Origin of the sequence: Polynucleobacter sp. MWH-HuK1, from assembly GCF_018881815.1 — a bacterium.
Lineage (GTDB): Bacteria > Pseudomonadota > Gammaproteobacteria > Burkholderiales > Burkholderiaceae > Polynucleobacter.
This window is the reverse complement of sequence record NZ_JACVPP010000001.1, coordinates 1,917,909-1,937,671: the sequence shown is the minus strand read 5'-3', so window position 1 is coordinate 1,937,671 and position 19,763 is coordinate 1,917,909. Positions and strand designations below refer to the sequence as shown.

14 protein-coding genes are annotated in these 19,763 nt (G+C 46.4%); 12 read left to right on the top strand and 2 right to left on the bottom strand.

The features are described 5' to 3' along the window. The first annotated feature begins 8 nt into the window (after positions 1-8). The 3 genes from smc to ligA are packed head-to-tail and all read left to right on the top strand — an operon-like array spanning position 9 to position 6,629. A complete protein-coding gene (smc, locus tag ICE93_RS09950; protein WP_216187801.1) occupies positions 9-3,530 on the top strand; it encodes a chromosome segregation protein SMC in 3,522 nt (1,173 codons plus the stop codon). Continuing rightward, the gene (locus tag ICE93_RS09945; protein WP_255554613.1) at positions 3,531-4,604 is read left to right on the top strand and encodes a cell division protein ZipA C-terminal FtsZ-binding domain-containing protein; all 1,074 of its coding nucleotides are present in this window, start codon (positions 3,531-3,533) and stop codon (positions 4,602-4,604) included. A gap of 9 nt (positions 4,605-4,613) precedes the next feature. Further along, entirely contained in the window at positions 4,614-6,629 is a 2,016-nt protein-coding gene (gene ligA / locus ICE93_RS09940; RefSeq protein ID WP_216187798.1) for an NAD-dependent DNA ligase LigA, read from the top strand. 14 nt (positions 6,630-6,643) lie between these two features. On the opposite strand, the gene ICE93_RS09935 is transcribed toward ligA, so the two are convergent. Further along, positions 6,644-9,241, bottom strand: coding sequence for a [protein-PII] uridylyltransferase (locus ICE93_RS09935; RefSeq protein ID WP_216187795.1), 2,598 nt, complete (start codon positions 9,239-9,241; stop codon positions 6,644-6,646). Between the two features lie 4 nt (positions 9,242-9,245). Further along, positions 9,246-10,082: a type I methionyl aminopeptidase gene (gene map / locus ICE93_RS09930; RefSeq protein WP_216187792.1), complete on the bottom strand. Its 837-nt coding sequence runs from the start codon at positions 10,080-10,082 to the stop codon at positions 9,246-9,248. Between the two features lie 267 nt (positions 10,083-10,349). On the opposite strand from map, the gene rpsB reads away from it, so the two are divergent. From rpsB to bamA, 9 genes are all read left to right on the top strand, one after another. Further along, entirely contained in the window at positions 10,350-11,099 is a 750-nt protein-coding gene (rpsB, locus tag ICE93_RS09925; RefSeq protein ID WP_068322489.1) for a 30S ribosomal protein S2, read from the top strand. After that, a complete protein-coding gene (gene tsf / locus ICE93_RS09920) occupies positions 11,099-11,983 on the top strand; it encodes a translation elongation factor Ts (RefSeq protein ID WP_216187789.1) in 885 nt (294 codons plus the stop codon). Before rpsB ends, tsf begins: the two co-directional genes overlap by 1 nt. 185 nt (positions 11,984-12,168) lie before the next feature. Next, positions 12,169-12,879 (top strand): UMP kinase, encoded by a 711-nt coding sequence (pyrH, locus tag ICE93_RS09915; RefSeq protein ID WP_216187787.1) that lies wholly within the window; start codon positions 12,169-12,171, stop codon positions 12,877-12,879. An 11-nt stretch (positions 12,880-12,890) separates the two neighbouring features. Next, positions 12,891-13,451: a ribosome recycling factor gene (frr, locus tag ICE93_RS09910; RefSeq protein ID WP_216187785.1), complete on the top strand. Its 561-nt coding sequence runs from the start codon at positions 12,891-12,893 to the stop codon at positions 13,449-13,451. 25 nt (positions 13,452-13,476) lie between these two features. Next, positions 13,477-14,250, top strand: a complete 774-nt coding sequence (gene uppS, locus ICE93_RS09905) for a polyprenyl diphosphate synthase (protein ID WP_216187783.1) — start codon at positions 13,477-13,479, stop codon at positions 14,248-14,250. Positions 14,251-14,276: 26 nt separating this feature from the next. Then, a complete protein-coding gene (locus tag ICE93_RS09900; RefSeq protein WP_216187781.1) occupies positions 14,277-15,104 on the top strand; it encodes a phosphatidate cytidylyltransferase in 828 nt (275 codons plus the stop codon). Then, a complete protein-coding gene (ispC, locus tag ICE93_RS09895; protein WP_216187780.1) occupies positions 15,104-16,300 on the top strand; it encodes a 1-deoxy-D-xylulose-5-phosphate reductoisomerase in 1,197 nt (398 codons plus the stop codon). Before ICE93_RS09900 ends, ispC begins: the two co-directional genes overlap by 1 nt. Then, complete coding sequence (locus tag ICE93_RS09890) at positions 16,297-17,421, top strand: RIP metalloprotease (RefSeq protein ID WP_255554607.1); 1,125 nt, start codon at positions 16,297-16,299, stop codon at positions 17,419-17,421. Before ispC ends, ICE93_RS09890 begins: the two co-directional genes overlap by 4 nt. Next, a complete protein-coding gene (gene bamA / locus ICE93_RS09885; protein WP_216187778.1) occupies positions 17,418-19,757 on the top strand; it encodes an outer membrane protein assembly factor BamA in 2,340 nt (779 codons plus the stop codon). Before ICE93_RS09890 ends, bamA begins: the two co-directional genes overlap by 4 nt. Positions 19,758-19,763 lie beyond the last annotated feature (6 nt).

The following is a 19,763-nucleotide window of genomic DNA, read 5'->3' as shown; positions in this document are numbered from 1 at the left end:
AGTACGCCGTGCAACTGAAATCCATCAAACTTTCCGGCTTTAAGTCTTTCGTAGACCCAACCCATTTTGAAATGCCTGGCCAATTGATTGGCGTTGTGGGTCCTAACGGTTGCGGAAAGTCGAACATTATTGACGCCGTTCGCTGGGTTTTAGGAGAATCCCGCGCTAGCGAATTGCGTGGTGAGTCCATGCAGGACGTTATTTTTAATGGTTCTGGTTTACGTAAACCATCTGGCCGCGCAAGTGTGGAACTCATTTTTGATAATACCGAAGGGCGTGCACAAGGTCAGTGGAGTGCTTTTACAGAATTAGGTATCAAACGTGTTTTAACTCGCGATGGAAATTCGAGTTACTACGTGAATAACCAAGTAGTGCGTCGTAAAGATATTCAGGATATTTTCTTGGGTACTGGAATGGGTCCAAGAGGTTACGCAATTATCGGTCAAGGCACCATTAATCGTATTTTGGAAGCAAAACCAGAAGAGTTACGCGTGTTCTTGGAAGAGGCTGCTGGTGTTTCTAAATATAAAGAACGTCGCAAAGAAACTGCGGCACGTTTAGAAGATACTGTTGAAAATTTAACTCGCGTTGAAGATATCTTGCGCGAACTCGATCAGCAGCTTACTCGTTTAGAAAAACAAGCTACTGTTGCTGAGCGTCATGCAGAGCTCTCTTCGCAGATGAAATCACAGCAGCAACTGTTGTGGTTTGTGCGTCAGACTGAGGCGGGTAAAGAGCAGGAGCGTCATGCCAACGGTATTCGTGATACGCAAGTTGGGCTAGAAGAGCAAACTGCTAAGCTACGCCACGTCGAAGCTGAACTGGAAACAATGCGCACACAACAGTACGCATTGCAAGATAAAGTTTCTCAAGCACAAGGTGATTTATATCAAACCAATTCTGATGTGAGTCAGGTTGAGTCACAGATTCTTTATGTGCAAGAAGCACGTCAACGCTTGCAACAACAAGCTCAAGATTTACAGGCGCAATTACAACGTTGGACTGTGCAAGAGACTGATGCAGCACAAGCACAGCGTACAACCGAGCATGAGCTTTCATTAGCTGCTGAGAAAGAGCAAACACTCTTGGCAGATTTAAATGGCTTACAAGAGCAAATGCCAAGTCGTGAAGAGGCTTATCAAAATGCCTCACGCGAGCTCGATAGTGCACGCGATTCATTGGCTTCAATTGAGCAACGCTTGGCTAGTTTGAGTGAGCGCCTTCGCTCTATGTCTGCTCAGTCGGATGAATTGAAGGGTCGCGAGACCCGTCTTGTTAGTGAATTCGATGGTCTGCGTCGTCCAGATGCGGAAGCCTTGCAGATGGCAATTGATCGTCAAACAATGGCTGCTCGCAAAGTTGAAGAAGCTAAGTATCGCGCTGTTGAAGCTCAGCAACGAGTACCTGCTGCTGATGAGGCGCGTAATGCTGCCCAGCAAAAAATCCAGGAAGCAAATCAGGATTTAGCTCAAACCGAAGCTAAATTGACCGCATTAACTGCCTTGCAGGCTAGCGTTCAGGCGCAAGGCAAGATTGGGCCTTGGTTAGAAAGTAAGGGCCTCAAAGAAAGTAAGCGTCTTTGGCAAGAGCTCAAAGTTGAGAGTGGTTGGGAGCCTGCACTTGAGTCAGTGTTGCGTGAGCGTTTAGCTGCGGTTACTGCAAAGAGTGTCCAAGAAACATTGGCCTTAGCTAATGATGCACCCCCAAGTCGTTTGGCAATTTTGCTCACGGAAGAGATTACTCCGGCGCATACATCTGCTCCCGCTGACTTTACGCCATTATTGAGCCGTGTACAAAGCGCAGGCGCAGCAAGACTCACTTCTGTATTGCAAGAGTGGTTGGACAATATCTATATTGCTAACAGTCTTGAGGATGCTTTGCATCGCCGTGAAAAACTACCCGCTGGAGGCGCATTTGTCACTCAACAAGGTCATTTGGTAAGCCGCGTTGGTGTACAGCTTTACGCAGCAGATTCTGAACAAGCTGGTATGTTGGCTCGCGCTCAGGAAATGGAAAGTCTCGAGAAGCAATTACGTGCGCAACAGTTGATGCAAAGCGAACTCAAGGGCGAGCTGGATCAATGTGTTGCCAACTATCAGGCAGCCCATCAAGCAGCTGAGCAGGCACGTGAAAACGCAGAGCACGCTGTCCAAGAGTCGCATGGCTTTGAAGTGGAAAGAATGCAGTTGACCCAAGCTGAAGAGCAATATAGTCAACGTGCGGCGCAGATTCAAGGTGAATTAAGTGAATTGCGTCAGCAGATGGAGCAAGTGAGCCAGACTCAAGAGCAGTCTGCAGCCGAATTGCTCGAGTCAGAAGAATCCAAGCAAGGCTTGCAAGAGGCTTTACAAGCAGCTCAAGAAAAATTAGAGTGCTCCACTGAAGAGCGTGATAGTTTGCGTGAGTCGCTTCGTGCTGCTGAGATGGCTGCGCAAGAGGCGGCATTTGCCACTCGTTCATTGCAACAACGCATTGCTGACTTGCAACGTGATCAAAGTACTGCGCGTACACAGATCATGGAGATTCAAGACAAGCATGATGCAGCCGCTCAAGAGTTAGAAACATTGAGTGATGAAGAGGCGCAAGATAAATTACAGGGCTTATTGCTAGCACGCAGTGCACGTGAAGCAGCTTTGGCAAATGCGCGTACTGAGCAAGATGCTTTATTGCATCAATTGCGTGAGGCTGATGAGTCTCGCATGCAAGTAGAGCGTAGCTTGCAACCTATGCGTGACAAAGTTGTGGATTTGCAATTGCGTGAACAGGCTGCACGCTTGAACTTTGAGCAGTTTGCTACTTTATTGTCAGATGCCGAGGCTGACCTCTCCGCACTTGAAGCAAGTTTCAGTCCTGATTTGAAAGTTGGCGCATTACAAAGCGAAGTGAATCGCTTGAATACTGAAATTCAATCTCTGGGCCCAGTTAACATGGCTGCCCTGGATGAATTGTCTAGTTCACGTGAGCGCAAGCAGTTCTTGGATGCTCAATCTGCCGACTTGAATGAAGCGATGCAGACTTTGACAGATGCGATTGCCAAGATCGATGCAGAGACCCGTGATTTACTGCAAGGCACCTTTGATCAAGTGAATGGCCACTTTGGAAAACTATTCCCTGAATTGTTCGGTGGCGGTCATGCTGAGTTGTTGATGACAGGCGAAGAAATTCTAGATTCCGGTGTTCAGGTGATGGCGCAGCCTCCTGGTAAGAAAAATAGCTCTATTTACCTCCTCTCTGGTGGTGAAAAGGCCTTGACTGCAATTGCCTTGGTGTTCTCGCTCTTCCTTTTGAATCCAGCCCCATTTTGTTTGCTAGATGAGGTTGATGCGCCATTAGATGATGCAAATACCTTGCGTTATGCAAATCTAGTAGCCAAAATGTCAGATAAGACTCAGTTTTTATTTATCTCACATAACAAGATCACTATGGAAATCGCTCATCAATTGATTGGTGTCACGATGCAAGAGCAGGGAGTATCCCGCATTGTTGCTGTGGATATTTCTTCTGCGGTATCGATGGTAGAGGCTGCTTAAATGTATGTAGAACAAATCATGACGATGTTGGGTTTGTCTGATTTGCAATTGGCGCTGGCTGTTATTGGTCTTTTAATACTGATAGCAGTAGCCGTTCTGAACATCAAGTATTCTCGTGCGCGCCGTAAGGCAAAAGAGCAAAGCGAATACGCTTTAGATGATCGCTTTGTACGTGAGCCAAGCTTTACTAAGGGTTTTGCAGATAGCGATGCGTCTGGTCGAGTAGAGCCTGGCTTTGGCGAGGCCTTAACAACAATCTCAGCCCTAGAAAAATTCGCGATTGATCCACGCATCGATTGCGTCATTACCTTGCGTTTTGATGAGGCCATAAGCGGCGCAGAAATTCTGGCGGAAATTAACGCCTGGACCGACCTTGAAGCCCAATCAATAGCACGTTGGATGTGCGAAGGTTTAAATACGGATGTCGATGCTGCTGAAGACTGGGAAGAATTAAAGTCTGAAGGATCTTATTCAGAGCTACAGCTAGCCATTCAGCTGGCTAGTCGCAAAGGTCCGATTGGCGTTTTGGAGCTTTCTGATTTTTGCTCTCGTGCCCAGGCGCTTGCTGAAACTTTGGACTCACAAATTGATATGCCTAGCGTCAATACAATGTTGGAGAGTGCTAAAGAATTAGATGTGCTGGCTGCTGAGAGTGATATCCAGTTGAGCATCAATATACTATTTGATGAGCCATGCCCATGGGGTAACTTTGATGCCCTCATGCGCCAACGCGGTTTCAAGCTATCTCGTAATGGACGTCAATACGAATATCTCAGCAAAGGCCTAGTGATTTTCAATAGTGCCGACTTGGATCCGAATAAGTCTGTAACTCAAGCCACTTTGTTGCTAGAGATTCCCCTGGTTCCACAAGATGAGCGCGCATTTGAAAGAATGCTCTCTGAAGGCATTGAGATTGCACAAGCTGCTCATGGCCGCTTGGTAGATGACAATGGCATTAACTTAAGTGAAGCTGCAGTCATTAGCATTCGTCAGCACCTTGATGTTCTTTATGCCAATCTTGAGAAATCTGGCATTCCTGCTGGATCTTCTACAGCTAGCAGACTCTTTAGCTAGGAAATTACTTTGTCGTCCAATAGTCCGACAAATTTAGCGGAGCGTTACGCATTCTTACAAGCTGAGCTTGCGCGCCTTGAGCATGCTTACTACGTTCTAGATAATCCACTGCTGCCTGATATTGAGTACGACCGCCTCTATCGCGAGTTATTGGAGATTGAGGCAGCTCATCCGGAGTGGATTACCCCTGAGTCTTTATCACAGCGTGTAGGTGGGGCAGCCTTAAAAGAGTTTGATTCAATCACTCATACAGTGCCGATGCTTTCTTTAAACAACGCCTTTGAAGATGCTGAATTGATTGCCTTTGATCGTCGCTGTCGCGAGGCGCTCCACTCAGATCGTGTCTCTTATGCTGGTGAACTGAAGTTTGATGGCCTCGCAATATCCCTGCGCTATGAAAATGGTCTATTAGTAACTGCTGCCACTCGTGGTGATGGAGCCAGTGGTGAAGATGTCACTGCTAACATCAAAACAATTCGTGCTATTCCTCTTAAGCTTACTGGAAACAATATTCCTCAGGTCTTAGAGGTGCGTGGCGAGGTCTTTATGTACCTCAAAGATTTCGAGAAGATGAATCGGCAAGCTGCAGAGTCGGGCGAAAAAGAATTTGCCAATCCTCGTAATGCTGCTGCAGGTAGCCTGCGTCAATTGGATTCAAAGATCACAGCCAAGAGACCGCTTTCATTCTTTGCCTATGGCTTGGGCGCTCTGGAGCCACAGTCTTGGCTCCCCAAAACCCACGAAGAATTACTTAATGCTTATGTAGAGCTCGGATTACCAGTTTGTGCAGAACGCAAAGTGCTCCATTCCGTAGAAGAGATCTTGGCTTTCTATAACGAGATTGGTGCCAAAAGAGATTCATTGCCATATGACATCGATGGTGTTGTCTATAAGGTCAACTCATTTGCAGAGCAAGCTAAGTTGGGATTTGTATCAAGAGCCCCTAGGTTTGCGCTTGCACACAAGTACCCTGCCCAAGAGGCCCTAACTACTGTCTTGGGGATTGACGTACAAGTGGGGCGCACAGGTGCAATCACTCCAGTAGCAAGACTTGCTCCTGTAGAGGTAGGTGGAGTCACAGTCACTAATGCAACCTTGCACAACGAAGACGAAGTTAAGCGCAAAGATGTGCGAATTGGCGATACCGTTTCAGTACGTAGAGCAGGTGATGTGATTCCTGAGGTGGTTTCAGTTATCAAGGATCGCCGCCCAGCCGAGACAAAAGAATTTGTCATGCCAATTCGTTGTCCTGTCTGCGATTCTCATATTGAGCGCCTGGCAGATGAGGCGGTAGCGCGTTGTAGTGGCGGACTCTTCTGCGGGGCTCAGCGCAAGCAAGCGCTAATTCACTTTGCTCACAGAAGGGCGTTAGACATCGAAGGCCTTGGTGAGAAGATTGTGGACCAGTTAGTGGATCAGAATCTCGTTAGAACCCCTGCGGATCTCTATCGCTTAGGATTTACGGCTCTCGCAAACTTAGAGCGTATGGGCGAGAAGTCTGCGGATAACCTCATTCAAGCAATTAACCAATCCAGAAATACCACCTTAGCCAGATTTATCTTTGCCTTAGGCATACGTCATGTGGGAGAGACCACCGCTAAAGATTTAGCGAATCACTATCAGTCGATGCACGCCTTAATGGATGCAAGTATGGAAGATTTGCTCACGGTAAAGGACGTTGGTCCTGTTGTTGCCGACTCTATTACAAGCTTTATGCAAGAGGCTCATAATCGAGAGGTTATTGAGCAGCTTTTAGCATCTGGAATGCAGCTTGCCGTAGAAGAAAAAGTGATTAGCGCTGCAGTGGCAGGTAAAACTTTTGTTCTTACGGGTACATTCCCAACGATGACCAGAGACGAGGCTAAAGATCTCCTTGAAAAAGCTGGCGCCAAGGTTGCTGGATCGGTTTCTAAAAAGACTGACTATGTAGTAGCTGGTGAAGACGCTGGCAGCAAGCTCACGAAAGCAGAAGAATTGGGGGTGCCAGTGATTGATGAAGCTGCAATGCTGGATTTGCTGAAATAATTGAAGCTAAAGATTTAAGCCCCTAAAGCCTCAAGCAACTCAGTCTCAAGTTGAATCTGTAGCTTAGGATTCTTGCCCAGGTTGGCAGCGTCTAATAGCAACACGTCTTCTACTCTTTCTCCAAGTGTATTAATTCTGGCAGTATGAATCGATACCTGATGTTTTGCTAGGACCCTGGAGATGGTATATAGCAAGCCAGTGCGATCACTTGCGGACAGTGCGAGTGTGTAATAGCGGCCACGATCATCTGGAACCATATGCACGCGTGGTTGAATTGGGAAGGTGCGTGACTGTCTTGAGAGGCGACCCATGCTTGGCGCAGGTAGGGGCTCAGCATTGGTTAGTGCAGCAGTAAGTTCAAACTCTACTAACTGAATGATGTCGCGATAACTGCCGCCTTCATCTACCAAGTTACTGCCTGAAATTTGGAAGCTATCCAAGGCATAGCCATGACGCGTCGTATGAATGCGTGCATCCCAAATGGAGAAGCCGTGTCTCTCGAAGTATGCACAGATTCTGGCAAAAAGGTCTTCTTGGTCTTTTACGTAGACAGCTACTTGCAGTCCTTCGCCAATTGGAGATAGTCTAGCTCTGACAATTGGCTGCTCGCTATTTACTTTATTAAAAAGATGGCGTGTAAGCCAGGCAATATCAGAAGAATCTTGTCTTAAGAAGAAGGCAACATCCAACTGCTTCCATAGGTCTTCATAGGCGTCATCATTGATGCCGTAGAGACGCAACTTTGCTTTAGATTCTTCTTGGTGTTGGGCTAACTCTGACGAGGCATCTGGCTTGGCTCCACCCAAAACTCTGAGTGTTGCGCGATAGAGGTCTTCAAGAAGTTTGCCTTTCCAGGCATTCCAGACTTTAGGGCTAGTGCCTCGAACATCAGCAACGGTGAGCAAGTAGAGTGCAGTGAGATGACGCTCATCACCCATCTTTTTGGCAAAAGCTTTAACGACATCAGGATCGGTGATGTCTTGTTTCTGAGCTGTTTGGCTCATATTTAGATGTTCGGCTACTAACCATACTAAAAGTTCAGTATCTTTTTTATCTAGACCATGTTCTTTAGCAAACTTGCGTGTATCTGCTTTTCCTAATTGCGAATGATCGCCCCCACGCCCTTTAGCAATGTCATGAAAGAGGGCTGCTATGACGAGTAACCAAGGTTTCTCAAAGTGAGCAATGAGGCTGCTGCAGAAAGGGAATTCATGAGTGTGTTCAACCACCATGAAGCGCCGCACATTGCGCAGCACCATCAGAATATGTTGATCGACTGTGTATATATGGAACAGGTCATGCTGCATCTGCCCAACAATCTTTCTGAAAGCTGGGAGGTAGCGCCCTAGTACGCTGCTACGATTCATTAGGTGGAAAGCGCGGCTTACACCTTCGGGCTGCTTCAAGATTTCAATAAAAAGCGCGCGATTAATCGGGTCTTTGCGCCATTTGCTATCCATCTTAGTTCTGGCGTTATAGAGCGCCCTGAAGATGGTTGCCGATAAGCTCTTTACATTAGATGTTTGGGCAAATACTAAGAAGGTTCTGAGGATTTGCTCTGGATGTTTTTGAAAGAGCTGCGGGTCGGTAATATCCAATACCCCTTGGCGCTCAATAAAGTATTCATTACCTTCACCTGGAATGGGGTGAGTGGTTTTAGATTCCTGCGGGAAGAGAATAGCCTCAATGTTCTGCAATAGAACATCATTCAATTGTGTTACTGCTTTTGCTGCCCAATAGTAGCGTCGCATGATTGCTTCACTAGCAACCCTTGAAGATTCTTCTTTGATTCCCATGGATGTTGCTAAGGGCGCCTGTAAATCAAAAGCCAGAACATCTTGCCTACGTTTTGCAAGGAGGTGGAGGTTGGCGCGTAAGGTCTCTAAAAATCGTTGATTGCGGTTGAGTTCAGTCAATTCGCGTTGAGTGACAAGGCCGGCTTCATGGAGATCTTTGAAGGTATCACCCAATAATGCAGCCTTGCTAACCCATGAGATCACTTGTAAATCACGTAAGCCGCCGGGACTTTCTTTGCAATTTGGCTCTAGAGAGTAAGGGGTGTTCTGATATTTGTAGTGACGCTGAATTTGTTCTGCTTGCTTGGCTTGAAAAAATGCCTTGGGATCCATGGCCGCTTCAAATGCTTTAGCAAAGTCTTTAAATAAAGCCTTCTTGCCGCAAAGAAAGCGTGCCTCCAAAAGTGAGGTACGAACCGTGACATCTTGATCGGATTCTGAAATACATTCAGCGATATTGCGGACTGAGGAGCCAATCTCCAACCCAACATCCCAGCAACTAGCGATAAATTGTTCAACTTGCTTTGATAGGGCGATGGCCTGCTTTTCATCTTCTGGCAAAAGGATGAGGATATCGATATCAGAATATGGGAATAAAGCATTTCTTCCATAGCCACCAACAGCTATTAAAGCGGCTTCATTTTTTAAGCCACTGTTACTCCAAAGATGGGCGAGTATTTGATCGCTCATTTTAGTAAGTTGTTTGGTTAACTTACCTACCGCTTGTGTTTTTCTAAACTCGTCGTAAGCAACTTCGCGAGCAGCACGCAGGCTAGCTGCATCAGTAATATTGCTGGCTGCCTGGAGCTTGCTCATGAAATTATGCGCTTGCTAGGGTAGGTCTAAAAGACAGGCCTTTAACGCAATCAGGTGGAGGGTTGCTACCTTCTGACCATGTCAATACTTCAACACCAGTCTGCGTTACCAGTAATGTATGTTCCCATTGCGCTGACAGACTGCGATCTTTTGTTTTGACAGTCCACTGGTCAGGCATGGTGCGAATATCTCTTTTGCCGGCATTAATCATCGGCTCAATTGTGAAAGTCATGCCAGCCTCTAGCTTTTCGCCAGTACCAGGTTTGCCATAGTGAAGAATTTGAGGGTCTTGATGAAATACCTTGCCAATGCCGTGGCCACAGTATTCGCGCACGACTGAGTAGCCTGCTTTTTCTGCATGCGTTTGAATAACGTGACCAATGTCTCCAAGCGATGCGCCTGGTTTTACTTGGGCTATGCCAAGCCACATGCATTCAAAAGTAATTTGAGTAAGACGCTTTGCCATGACGGAAACTTCACCCACCATAAACATGCGACTGGTATCGCCGTAATAACCATCAGGGGTAATAACAGTGATGTCTAGGTTTACTACGTCACCGGCCTTCAAAACTTTGTCACCAGGAATGCCGTGGCAGATCACATCATTTACTGAAGTGCAAATTGAAGCTGGAAAAGGAGGGTAGCCTGGCGGCTGATAGTTCAGTGGAGCGGGAATGGTCTTTTGGACATCGCGCATGTATTCATGGCAAATACGATCTAGCTCTCCAGTGGTAACCCCGGCTTTGACGTGAGGGGCCACATGATCTAGAACTTCGCTGGCTAAGCGGCCAGCTTCGCGCATCCCTTGGATGTCTTTTTCTGCGGTAAATACATTATTCATGCCTTGATTATCAACGACTTGGAGAGTTTTGGCTTATCAGAATTGCCTAAAAATTAGGCATATATCCTATATATAGGATGGCTGGAGAGTATTTCGATGGGGGCCGCATGTTCTATCTGGGGGTAAAGGTGGCTAGAGCATTGATATTTAAGCTATAATTTCTGCCTCAAGTCTATTTTGGACCTGAAATCGCGAGTTGAGCCTTCCAGGGTGGCGTTTTTTAGCGCAGCTAGGACTCAACTTTAGAATCAACCCTTAGGAGAAGTTATGTCAGTAACTATGCGTCAAATGCTGGAAGCTGGTTGCCATTTTGGTCACCAAACTCGCTTCTGGTCCCCAAAGATGGCCCCATTCATTTTCGGTCATCGCAATAAAATCCACATCATTAACTTGGAAAAAACATTGCCAATGTTTCAGGACGCCCTGAAATTTGCAAAACAAGTTGCTGCTAACCGTGGCACGATTTTATTTGTTGGTACTAAGCGTCAATCACGCGAGATCATTGCTGAAGAAGCTGCTCGTGCTGGTATGCCTTACATCGACAGTCGTTGGTTGGGCGGTACGCTCACTAACTTCAAAACTGTAAAAGGTTCCCTCAAGCGTTTGAAAGATATGGAAGTTGCTAAAGAAGCTGGCGACTGGGAAAAGCTTTCTAAGAAAGAAGCTTTGACTAACGACCGTGATCTCGACAAATTGCAAAAAGCTCTTGGCGGTATCAAAGATTTGAACGGTGTTCCTGATGCGATCTTCGTAGTGGACGTTGGCTATCACAAGATTGCTATTACCGAAGCTAACAAGCTCGGTATTCCAGTAATCGCTGTTGTGGATACCAACCACTCACCAGAAGGTGTTGATTACATCATCCCTGGTAACGATGACTCAAGCAAAGCAGTAACCCTTTATGCACGTGGCATTGCTGATGCAATCCTCGAAGGCAAAGCCAACTCTGTTCAAGAAATCTTGACAGCAGTTAAAGAGGGCGAAGAAGAGTTTGTTGAAGAAGGGAACGCTGAATAATGGCCGCTATTACCGCTGCAATGGTTGGCGAGTTACGCGCCAAAACTGATGCTCCAATGATGGAGTGCAAAAAAGCTTTGACTGAGGCTGATGGTGATATGGCTCGTGCAGAAGAAATTCTGCGTGTAAAGCTTGGTAGTAAAGCTGGCAAAGCAGCTTCTCGTGTTACTGCTGAAGGTATCGTTGCTGCTTCTATCAACGGCACTACTGGTGCATTGTTAGAAGTGAACTGCGAAACTGATTTCGTTTCTAAGAACGATGACTTCTTAGCATTCACAGATGCATGTGTGAAGTTGGTTGCTGAAAAGAATCCGGCTGACGTTGCTGCTTTGTTGGCATTGCCAATGAATGGTCAAACTGTTGATGAAGTTCGTAGCGCATTGATTGGTAAGATCGGCGAGAACATCATGCCACGTCGCTTTAAGCGTTTCGCTGGTAGCAACAAGTTAGTTTCCTACCTTCACGGTACACGTATTGGTGTAGTAGTTGAGTTCGAGGGTGACGATACTGCCGCCAAAGACGTAGCAATGCATATTGCTGCAATGAAGCCAGTAGCTTTGTCTATGGCTGACGTTCCTGCCGAAGCAATTGCTGTTGAACGTAGCGTTGCTGTTCAAAAGGCTGCTGAATCTGGTAAACCACCAGAAATCGCTGAAAAGATGGTTGAAGGTTCTATTCAGAAGTACCTCAAAGAGGTTTCTTTGTTGAACCAGACTTTCGTTAAAAACGACAAGCAAACTGTTGAGCAAATGCTCAAGGCTGCAAATACAACAATCAAGGGCTTCACCATGTATGTTGTAGGTGAGGGCATTGAGAAGCGTCAAGACGACTTTGCAGCTGAAGTTGCTGCACAAGTTGCTGCCGCCTCTAAAGCAACTGCTTAATTAGCTGGTTTGGGGCTTGCCCCACTCGGTTGGTAATACCCAAAAGGGCATAGAAACCTTAGTTTCTGTGCCCTTTTCTTTGATCCCTCTCAAGCCCTTTATAATTTGGCGGGTATATTAAAAGTGCTTAAAGATCAATAAGCTAAGTAAGTTAATTACTTGGCAAATTACGGAAAATTAAAAACATGCCAGCCTACAAACGAGTCCTCCTAAAACTATCTGGTGAAGCCCTTATGGGTGACGATGCTTTCGGCATCAATCCAGTCACCATTGATTCCATGGTCAAGGAAATCGCCGAGGTTGTGAATAGCGGAGTAGAGTTAGCGATTGTGATCGGCGGCGGTAATATTTTCCGCGGTGTTGCTGGCGGTGCTGCGGGCATGGATCGCGCAACTGCCGATTACATGGGTATGTTAGCAACCATGATGAATTCATTAGCGCTGCAAGATGCCTTGCGTCAAAAAGGTGTTGAGGCACGTGTGCAATCTGCTCTTCGTATGGATCAGGTAGTAGAGCCTTATATTCGTCCTCGCGCAATTCGTGCAATGGGTGAAGGTAAGGTTGTGATCTTTGCGGCAGGTACTGGCAATCCATTCTTTACTACCGATACTGCAGCCGCTCTGCGTGGTGCGGAGATGGGTGTTGAAGTTATGCTCAAGGCTACCAAGGTAGACGGCATCTACAGTGCTGACCCAGTAAAAGACCCAACAGCTACTTTATACAAAACGATTACGTTTGATGAGGCATTAATTAAGAATCTACAAGTGATGGATGCAACTGCATTTGCGTTGTGTCGCGATCGTAAATTACCAATCAAAGTATTTTCAATTCTCAAGCCGGGCGCATTAATGCGCGTAGTGCAAGGTGAGGCTGAAGGTACTTTGGTGCACGTTTAATAGGAGGCCTGATGTCTGCAGCAGAAATTAAAACCACTACCAATCAAAAGATGGAAAAGTCTCTTGAGGCTTTGAAAACCAATTTAGCCAAGATTCGCTCTGGCCGCGCTAATCCAGGAATCCTGGAGCACATTCATGTGGATTACTACGGTAACCCAACCCCATTAAGTCAGGTTGCCAGCTTGGGCTTGGCTGATGCTCGTACGATCAATGTTCAGCCTTTTGAAAAGACTATGGTTGCAGCAATCGAGAAGGCAATTCGTGATTCTGATTTAGGTCTAAATCCAGCGTCTCAGGGCACTGTCATTCGCGTGCCGATGCCTGCATTAACAGAAGAGCGTCGTCGTGAGCTCACCAAGGTCGTCAAGAGCGAAGGTGAAGATACTAAGATTGCGGTGCGCAATTTACGTCGTGATGCAAATGAGCATCTCAAGCGTTTAACCAAAGATAAAGAAATTTCTGAGGATGATGAGCGTCGTGCTACTGATGATATTCAGAAGATGACTGACAAAGCAGTGGTTGATATTGACAAGATCATCGCTGAAAAAGAAAAAGAGATCATGACGGTTTAAAAGCCTGATTGAACTTTAGCTTCTAATGACTCAACACTCCAGTTCAACCCTAGCCATTCCAGAGGTCAGTGCGATACCTCGCCATGTTGCAATCATCATGGATGGTAATGGGCGCTGGGCCAGTAAGCGGATGATGCCCCGTGTGGCAGGGCACTCTGAGGGTTTGGGTGCTGTTCGCAGAATTGTTCAAGAGTGTCGCAAGCTTGGTGTTGAGTATTTAACTGTATTTGCGTTTAGTTCCGAAAACTGGCGTAGACCACCTGAAGAGGTGGGATTCTTAATGAAGTTATTTCTTAAGTCTCTCAAGGGTGAGGTATCCCGCCTTGCTGAAAACGATATTGCCCTACGATTAATTGGTGACTTGAGTCGTTTCGATACCGCTATTCAGGAAATGGTGGATTTTTCTGAGAAGAAGACGGCCGGTTGTAAGAGCCTCACTTTTACTATTGCCGCAAACTATGGTGGCCGTTGGGATATTTTGCAGGCGATGCGTGAATGTCTTGCAGCAAATCCCAATTTGAAACCAGAGCAGGTCACGGAAGAGCTCCTTCAACCTCATCTTTCAATGGCTTATGCGCCAGAGCCGGATTTATTCATTCGGACTGGTGGCGAACAACGTGTCAGCAATTTCTTGTTGTGGCAACTGGCTTATACCGAGCTGTATTTCACGGATATCTTGTGGCCTGATTTTGATGAGAAAGAATTGCACAAAGCGTTTGACTGGTTTAGTCAGCGCGAGCGTCGATTTGGTCGTACCAGTGCTCAGCTTGCATCGCAAGCGATGAGCGATACAGTTTGACGCAGTTCATTACCAAGCCCATTCCCATGTTAAAAACCAGAGTGATTACCGCCCTTGTCTTATTGGCGGTACTTCTGCCCATCTTGTTTCTGCTTCCTCCAATTTATATTGGCGGCTTCTTTTTGATAGCTTTATTGGCTGCTGCCTGGGAGTGGAGTCGCTTGCTTGCTCCTGAGGCAGGGCGTGCAGCGTGGCTATATGCTTTATTTTGCATGGTCATTATTTTACTTTTACTCGGTATGCAAAATGCCTCTTGGCAGTTTGCTTTATTGCTACTAGCGGTTTTATTTTGGTTCTTTATTGCGCCATTTATTTTGGCCAAAGGAATGAATCTTTCCTTGCAAAAGTTACGACCTTTTTATGTTGTGCTTGGGCTCATATTGCTACCTGCCACTTGGTTTGCATTGGTGTTTTTACGAGAGCTTGGCCTCATCTTTTTACTGAGCACGATGGCTTTAGTTTGGATTGCTGATATCGGCGCCTACTTTGTAGGTAAAGCCTTTGGTAAGCGTAAGCTTGCTGTACTAATTAGTCCGGGCAAATCAATTGAGGGTGCTATTGGTGGCTTAATACTTTGTTATGTTTACGCATTTGCATGCGTCTACTATTTATCTTTCGAATCTACTTTATTTGGCGCATGGGTAATACGCTTTGGCTGGATTCCAATGTTCTTAATGGTTACGGTATTAACAGCCTTCAGTATTTTTGGTGATTTATTTGAGTCTCAACTCAAACGTTTGGCAGGAGTTAAGGATTCAAGCCATTTATTACCCGGTCATGGCGGGGTCTTGGATCGTGTAGATGCCTTGATACCAACAATGCCGATCGCAGCGCTCTTAGCAGGGTTTGTCTGATGTCGGTAAAGCAGGTTGCCATCCTAGGCTCAACTGGATCTATCGGCGTTAATACGCTCGATGTGATCCGGGCGCACCCAGATCGTTTTAACGTGGTTGCACTTACTGCAGCCAAGCAAGTCGATTTGCTTGCTCAGCAATGCTTTGAATTTAAGCCGGCTATTGCAGTTGTATCCGATGCGGAAGGTGCTGCTCGTTTGAGCAAGCTTCTGCTTGAGAAAAAAATCAATACTCAAGTTTTGTATGGACCAGACGCCCTGGCTAATGCTGTTACCGATTCTCATTGCGATACTGTGATGGCCGCGATTGTGGGTGCTGCTGGATTGGTGCCTGCATTGGCTGCGGCAAAGGCTGGCAAAAGAGTGCTGCTGGCAAATAAAGAAGCGCTGGTGATGTCTGGCGATTTGTTTATGCACGCCATGAAAGAGGGTGGTGGTGAACTGCTGCCAATTGATAGTGAGCATAATGCCATCTTTCAATGCTTGCCAGAACAATTTTCTAAGGAGTCAAATTCTCGTCATGGGGTTGAGGAACTTTGGCTAACAGCTTCAGGCGGACCATTTCGAAATACACCACTCGATCAGCTCGCGAGCATTACTCCTGAGCAGGCATGTGCACACCCAAACTGGGTGATGGGTAGAAAAATTTCTGTTGATTCTGCAACGATGATGAATAAAGGCCTTGAAGTCATTGAGGCGTTTTGGTTGTTTGGTTTGCCATTAGAGAAGATTAAAGTATTGATTCATCCGCAAAGCGTAGTGCACTCAATGGTTCGTTATCGCGATGGTTCTGTGTTGGCTCAATTAGGCCAACCAGATATGCGCACCCCGATTGCTTATGGTTTGGCATGGCCGGAGCGTATTGATGCTGGAGTCGCGCCGCTGAGTTTGACTCAGCTGGCATCCTTGAGTTTTGCTGAACCCGAATTAGCGCGCTTTCCTTGCCTTTCATTAGCATTTGCTGCTGCCAAAGCGGGCGGTACTGCTCCAGCCGTTCTCAATGCTGCTAATGAAATTGCGGTGGCTGCTTTTTTAGATGCAGGATTGCCATACTTGCAAATTCCAGTTGTAGTGGAGAAGGTATTAAATGCTATTCCTGCATCCGATGCGCGCTCTCTTGAGTTGATCTTAAGTATTGATGCGCGAGCACGTGAAGCGGCAAAAGCAGTGGTAAAGGGTATTCTTTGCAAGCAATGATTACTATCGCCGCTTTTTTGTTAACGCTGGGCGTACTGGTTAGCTTTCATGAGTTTGGACATTTTTTAGCAGCTCGCTGCTGTGGTGTTCGAGTGCTTCGTTTTGCGATTGGTTTTGGTAAGCCGATTTACACCTACCATGCAAAAAATAAAACCGAGTGGGTATTGGCCTCGATTCCATTGGGTGGTTATGTGAAATTGCTGGACGGAAGAGATGGTCAGCAAGTGATTTCGCCAGCGGATGAGCGCCAGGCTTTTGATAAAAAACCTCTTTGGCAACGTTCTTTGGTTGTAGCTGCTGGTCCCTTCGCTAATTTTTTCTTGGCGATCATTTTGTTTGCCTGCATTTATCTAGCTGGCGCACCTCAATTACCCGCTATATTGCAGGCGCCCCCCGAGAGCTCCTTAGCAGCCAAGCTGGGGGTTGCCGAGGGTGATCGAGTGGTTGGGTGGCAAGATTTGGGCTCCCAGGCCGATAGCGTGCCCCTTTTTGGTGAATTCAAGCCTGTTCCCAGTTGGAATGCTTTGCGCTGGAATCTAATGGATGCTATTACCGCAGAGGATGGGTTTGCACTTGAGCTCCAAACTCCGTCAGGCGCTCGTCATGTAAAAGCCTTTAATGCCATAGATTTGCCGAAAATCAGTCCTGAAAGGGATCCAATGATGGCTCTGGGCTTGCTGCCTGCACCGAGTCCATTAGAAAAGTGGCAGGAACTCAGATTAGGCCCTCTAGAAGCCGTCATATTTGCTTCGCAAAGGGTCTGGGTCATCACTAAGGTCTCCGCAAGGTTAATGGTCGGTTTATTTACTGGGAGCACCTCCTTAAAGCAACTGGGCGGGCCCCTCAGTATTGCGGATATGGCAGGCAAGACAGCTCAGGTAGGGTGGCAACCATTTTTAGCCTTTTTAGCACTTATGAGTATTAGCATTGGTTTGCTGAATTTGCTCCCATTTCCGATGCTTGATGGGGGGCAGCTACTGTATGATGCATGGGAGTTGGTCGCCGGTAAGCGGATTTCGATATCAAGGCAGGAACAGTTTCAGAAACTGGGCTTTATTTTGCTGATTTCTATGTCATTACTGGCATTGTTTAACGATTTACAACGCTATATTTCGCCTTGAATTCTCTGTCATTATCTTTCCGTATTTTTGCCCGTTTCATCACTCGCGTCTTGGTTCTCTCTGCGCTCGGGTTGAGTTTGAATGTTTCGGCGGCTGATTCTTTTGTGGTGAAAGATATTCGTGTTGAAGGCCTTCAGCGTGTAGAGCCTGGCACCGTATTTAGTTATTTGCCTGTTCAAGTCGGCGATACCTTTACAGAAGAAAAGGGTGCCGAATCGATTAAAGCCCTTTATGGCACTGGCTTTTTTAGAGATGTGCAGATCCAAGCACAAGGCAGTGTTTTGATTGTGATTGTCGAGGAGCGCCCAACAATTTCTCGTATTGAATTTACGGGAATGAAAGAGTTTGATCCTGAGGCTGTCCGCAAGTCATTGAAAACGGTTGGTGTAGCTGAAGCCCGCTTTTATGACAAGGCTCTGATCGATAAAGCAGAGCAAGAGCTTAAGCGCCAATATGTTGGTAAAGGCCTGTATGCGGCCGAGATTGTGGCTACAGTTACACCGGTTGAGCGTAATCAGGTTGCGATTTACTTCAACGTTGACGAAGGTCCTGTTGCCAAAATTCAAGAAATTAATATCATCGGCAACGAAGTGTTTAGTGAAGGTACTCTAAAAAGTGAGATGCAGTTAAAAACAGGTGGGTGGTTATCTTGGTATAGCAAAGACAATCTCTATTCCAAGCAAAAACTAACTGCTGACCTCGAGACTATTCGTTCTTACTATCTCAACAGGGGGTACCTCGAGTTTGTGATTGAGTCTACTCAGGTATCAATTACTCCCGACAAGAAAGGTGTTTACCTCACCATTAGTATTCGTGAAGGCAAAAAATTCACCGTTAAAGATGTGCGCTTGGCTGGAGAAACTCTAGGCAAAGAGTCTGAGTTAATGCAGTTAATTGTTTTGAAACCTGGCGATACTTTCTCATCTGCAAGGCTTACTGAAAGTACCAAAGCAATTGCCGAGGTTCTAGGCTCCTATGGTTACGCCTTTGCAACGATTAATCCGCAGCCAGATATCAGGCGGGATGTCGCTGAGGTGGATCTGACACTGGTAGTGGATCCTGGGCGTCGCATTTATGTTCGTCAGGTGGCAATCACTGGCAATGCTAAAACTCGCGACTTGGTTATTCGTCGCGAGATGCGTCAGTTTGAAAGCTCTTGGTTTGATAGCGAAAAGATTGATTTATCCAAAAAACGCTTGGGTCGTTTAGGCTACTTTACCGAAACTGATATCACTACGGAAGATGTGCCTGGATCCCCCGATCAAGTTGACGTTAATGTGAAGGTTACAGAGAAGCCAACTGGTGCAGTCACAATTGGCGCAGGTTACTCCTCAACAGAAAAACTGATATTGTCTGCCGGCGTTAACCAAGAAAATGCTTTTGGCACTGGTACATCAATTGGTTTGAACGCATCTTTGGGTAAGATTACGCAAAATCTGACTCTTTCTAATTACGACCCTTACTTTACTGAAGACGGCATCAGTCGCTACACCGATCTTTATTACCGCTCATCCAAGCCCCTCTACTACGCGGGCGATCCGGCTTACCAAATTAAGTCCGTTGGATCCAACATTAAGTTCGGTGTACCTTACACAGAGGTTGATCGAGTTTTCTTCGGAACAGGCATTGAGATATTTGATATTTATGCAACAACAAATACGCCGATACCCTACCAAAATTATGTAACCAGCTATGGTGGGACAGTGCCTGGACGTTTGCAAACTTATAACGTTCCGCTGACGGTAGGTTGGGCGCGTGATGGCCGTGATAGCACTTTAATTCCTTCTGAGGGATCGTTGCAGCAGCTCTCTGCTGAAGTGGGCACCCCAGTAGGAGACCTTACTTTTTATCGACTATTTGGCCAGTACCAGAAGTACCATTCATTTTCCAAGGGAAATATCTTGTCCTTTAATGGCGAGGTTGGGTATGGTGAGGCTTACGGGAATAAAGAATTCCCAATTACTAAAAACTACTATGTAGGTGGTATCGGGTCGGTTCGCGGATACTCTCCTGGCTCCCTGGGTCCTCAGTATTACAACACGGTCATCGGCGCTTACCAGCCTACTGGCGGGCAGTCTAAAATTGTCACCAATGTGGAGTATACCTTCCCAGTCCCAGGCTCTGGCGTGGATAAAACCCTGCGTCTCTTTACCTTCGTTGACGGCGGTAATGCTTTTGGGGAAAACATCAATTTAGTTCTGAGATACTCCTACGGATTGGGTTTATCATGGATATCACCGCTAGGGCCTTTGAAGTTCAGCTACGGTATTCCGTATAAGTCACTTCCAACGGATAATATCCAGCGTTTACAGTTCCAAGTGGGTACAGCGTTTTAATTGCTT

Coding starts and splice junctions, on each gene's coding strand:
- ICE93_RS09945 (WP_255554613.1), top strand. CDS start 3,531: ATGTATGTAGAACAAATCATGACGATGTTGGGTTTGTCTGATTTGCAA.
- ispC (WP_216187780.1), top strand. CDS start 15,104: ATGTCGGTAAAGCAGGTTGCCATCCTAGGCTCAACTGGATCTATCGGC.
- uppS (WP_216187783.1), top strand. CDS start 13,477: ATGACTCAACACTCCAGTTCAACCCTAGCCATTCCAGAGGTCAGTGCG.
- map (WP_216187792.1), bottom strand. CDS start 10,082: ATGAATAATGTATTTACCGCAGAAAAAGACATCCAAGGGATGCGCGAA.
- ICE93_RS09935 (WP_216187795.1), bottom strand. CDS start 9,241: ATGAGCAAGCTCCAGGCAGCCAGCAATATTACTGATGCAGCTAGCCTG.
- ICE93_RS09890 (WP_255554607.1), top strand. CDS start 16,297: ATGATTACTATCGCCGCTTTTTTGTTAACGCTGGGCGTACTGGTTAGC.
- pyrH (WP_216187787.1), top strand. CDS start 12,169: ATGCCAGCCTACAAACGAGTCCTCCTAAAACTATCTGGTGAAGCCCTT.
- ICE93_RS09900 (WP_216187781.1), top strand. CDS start 14,277: ATGTTAAAAACCAGAGTGATTACCGCCCTTGTCTTATTGGCGGTACTT.
- rpsB (WP_068322489.1), top strand. CDS start 10,350: ATGTCAGTAACTATGCGTCAAATGCTGGAAGCTGGTTGCCATTTTGGT.
- tsf (WP_216187789.1), top strand. CDS start 11,099: ATGGCCGCTATTACCGCTGCAATGGTTGGCGAGTTACGCGCCAAAACT.
- frr (WP_216187785.1), top strand. CDS start 12,891: ATGTCTGCAGCAGAAATTAAAACCACTACCAATCAAAAGATGGAAAAG.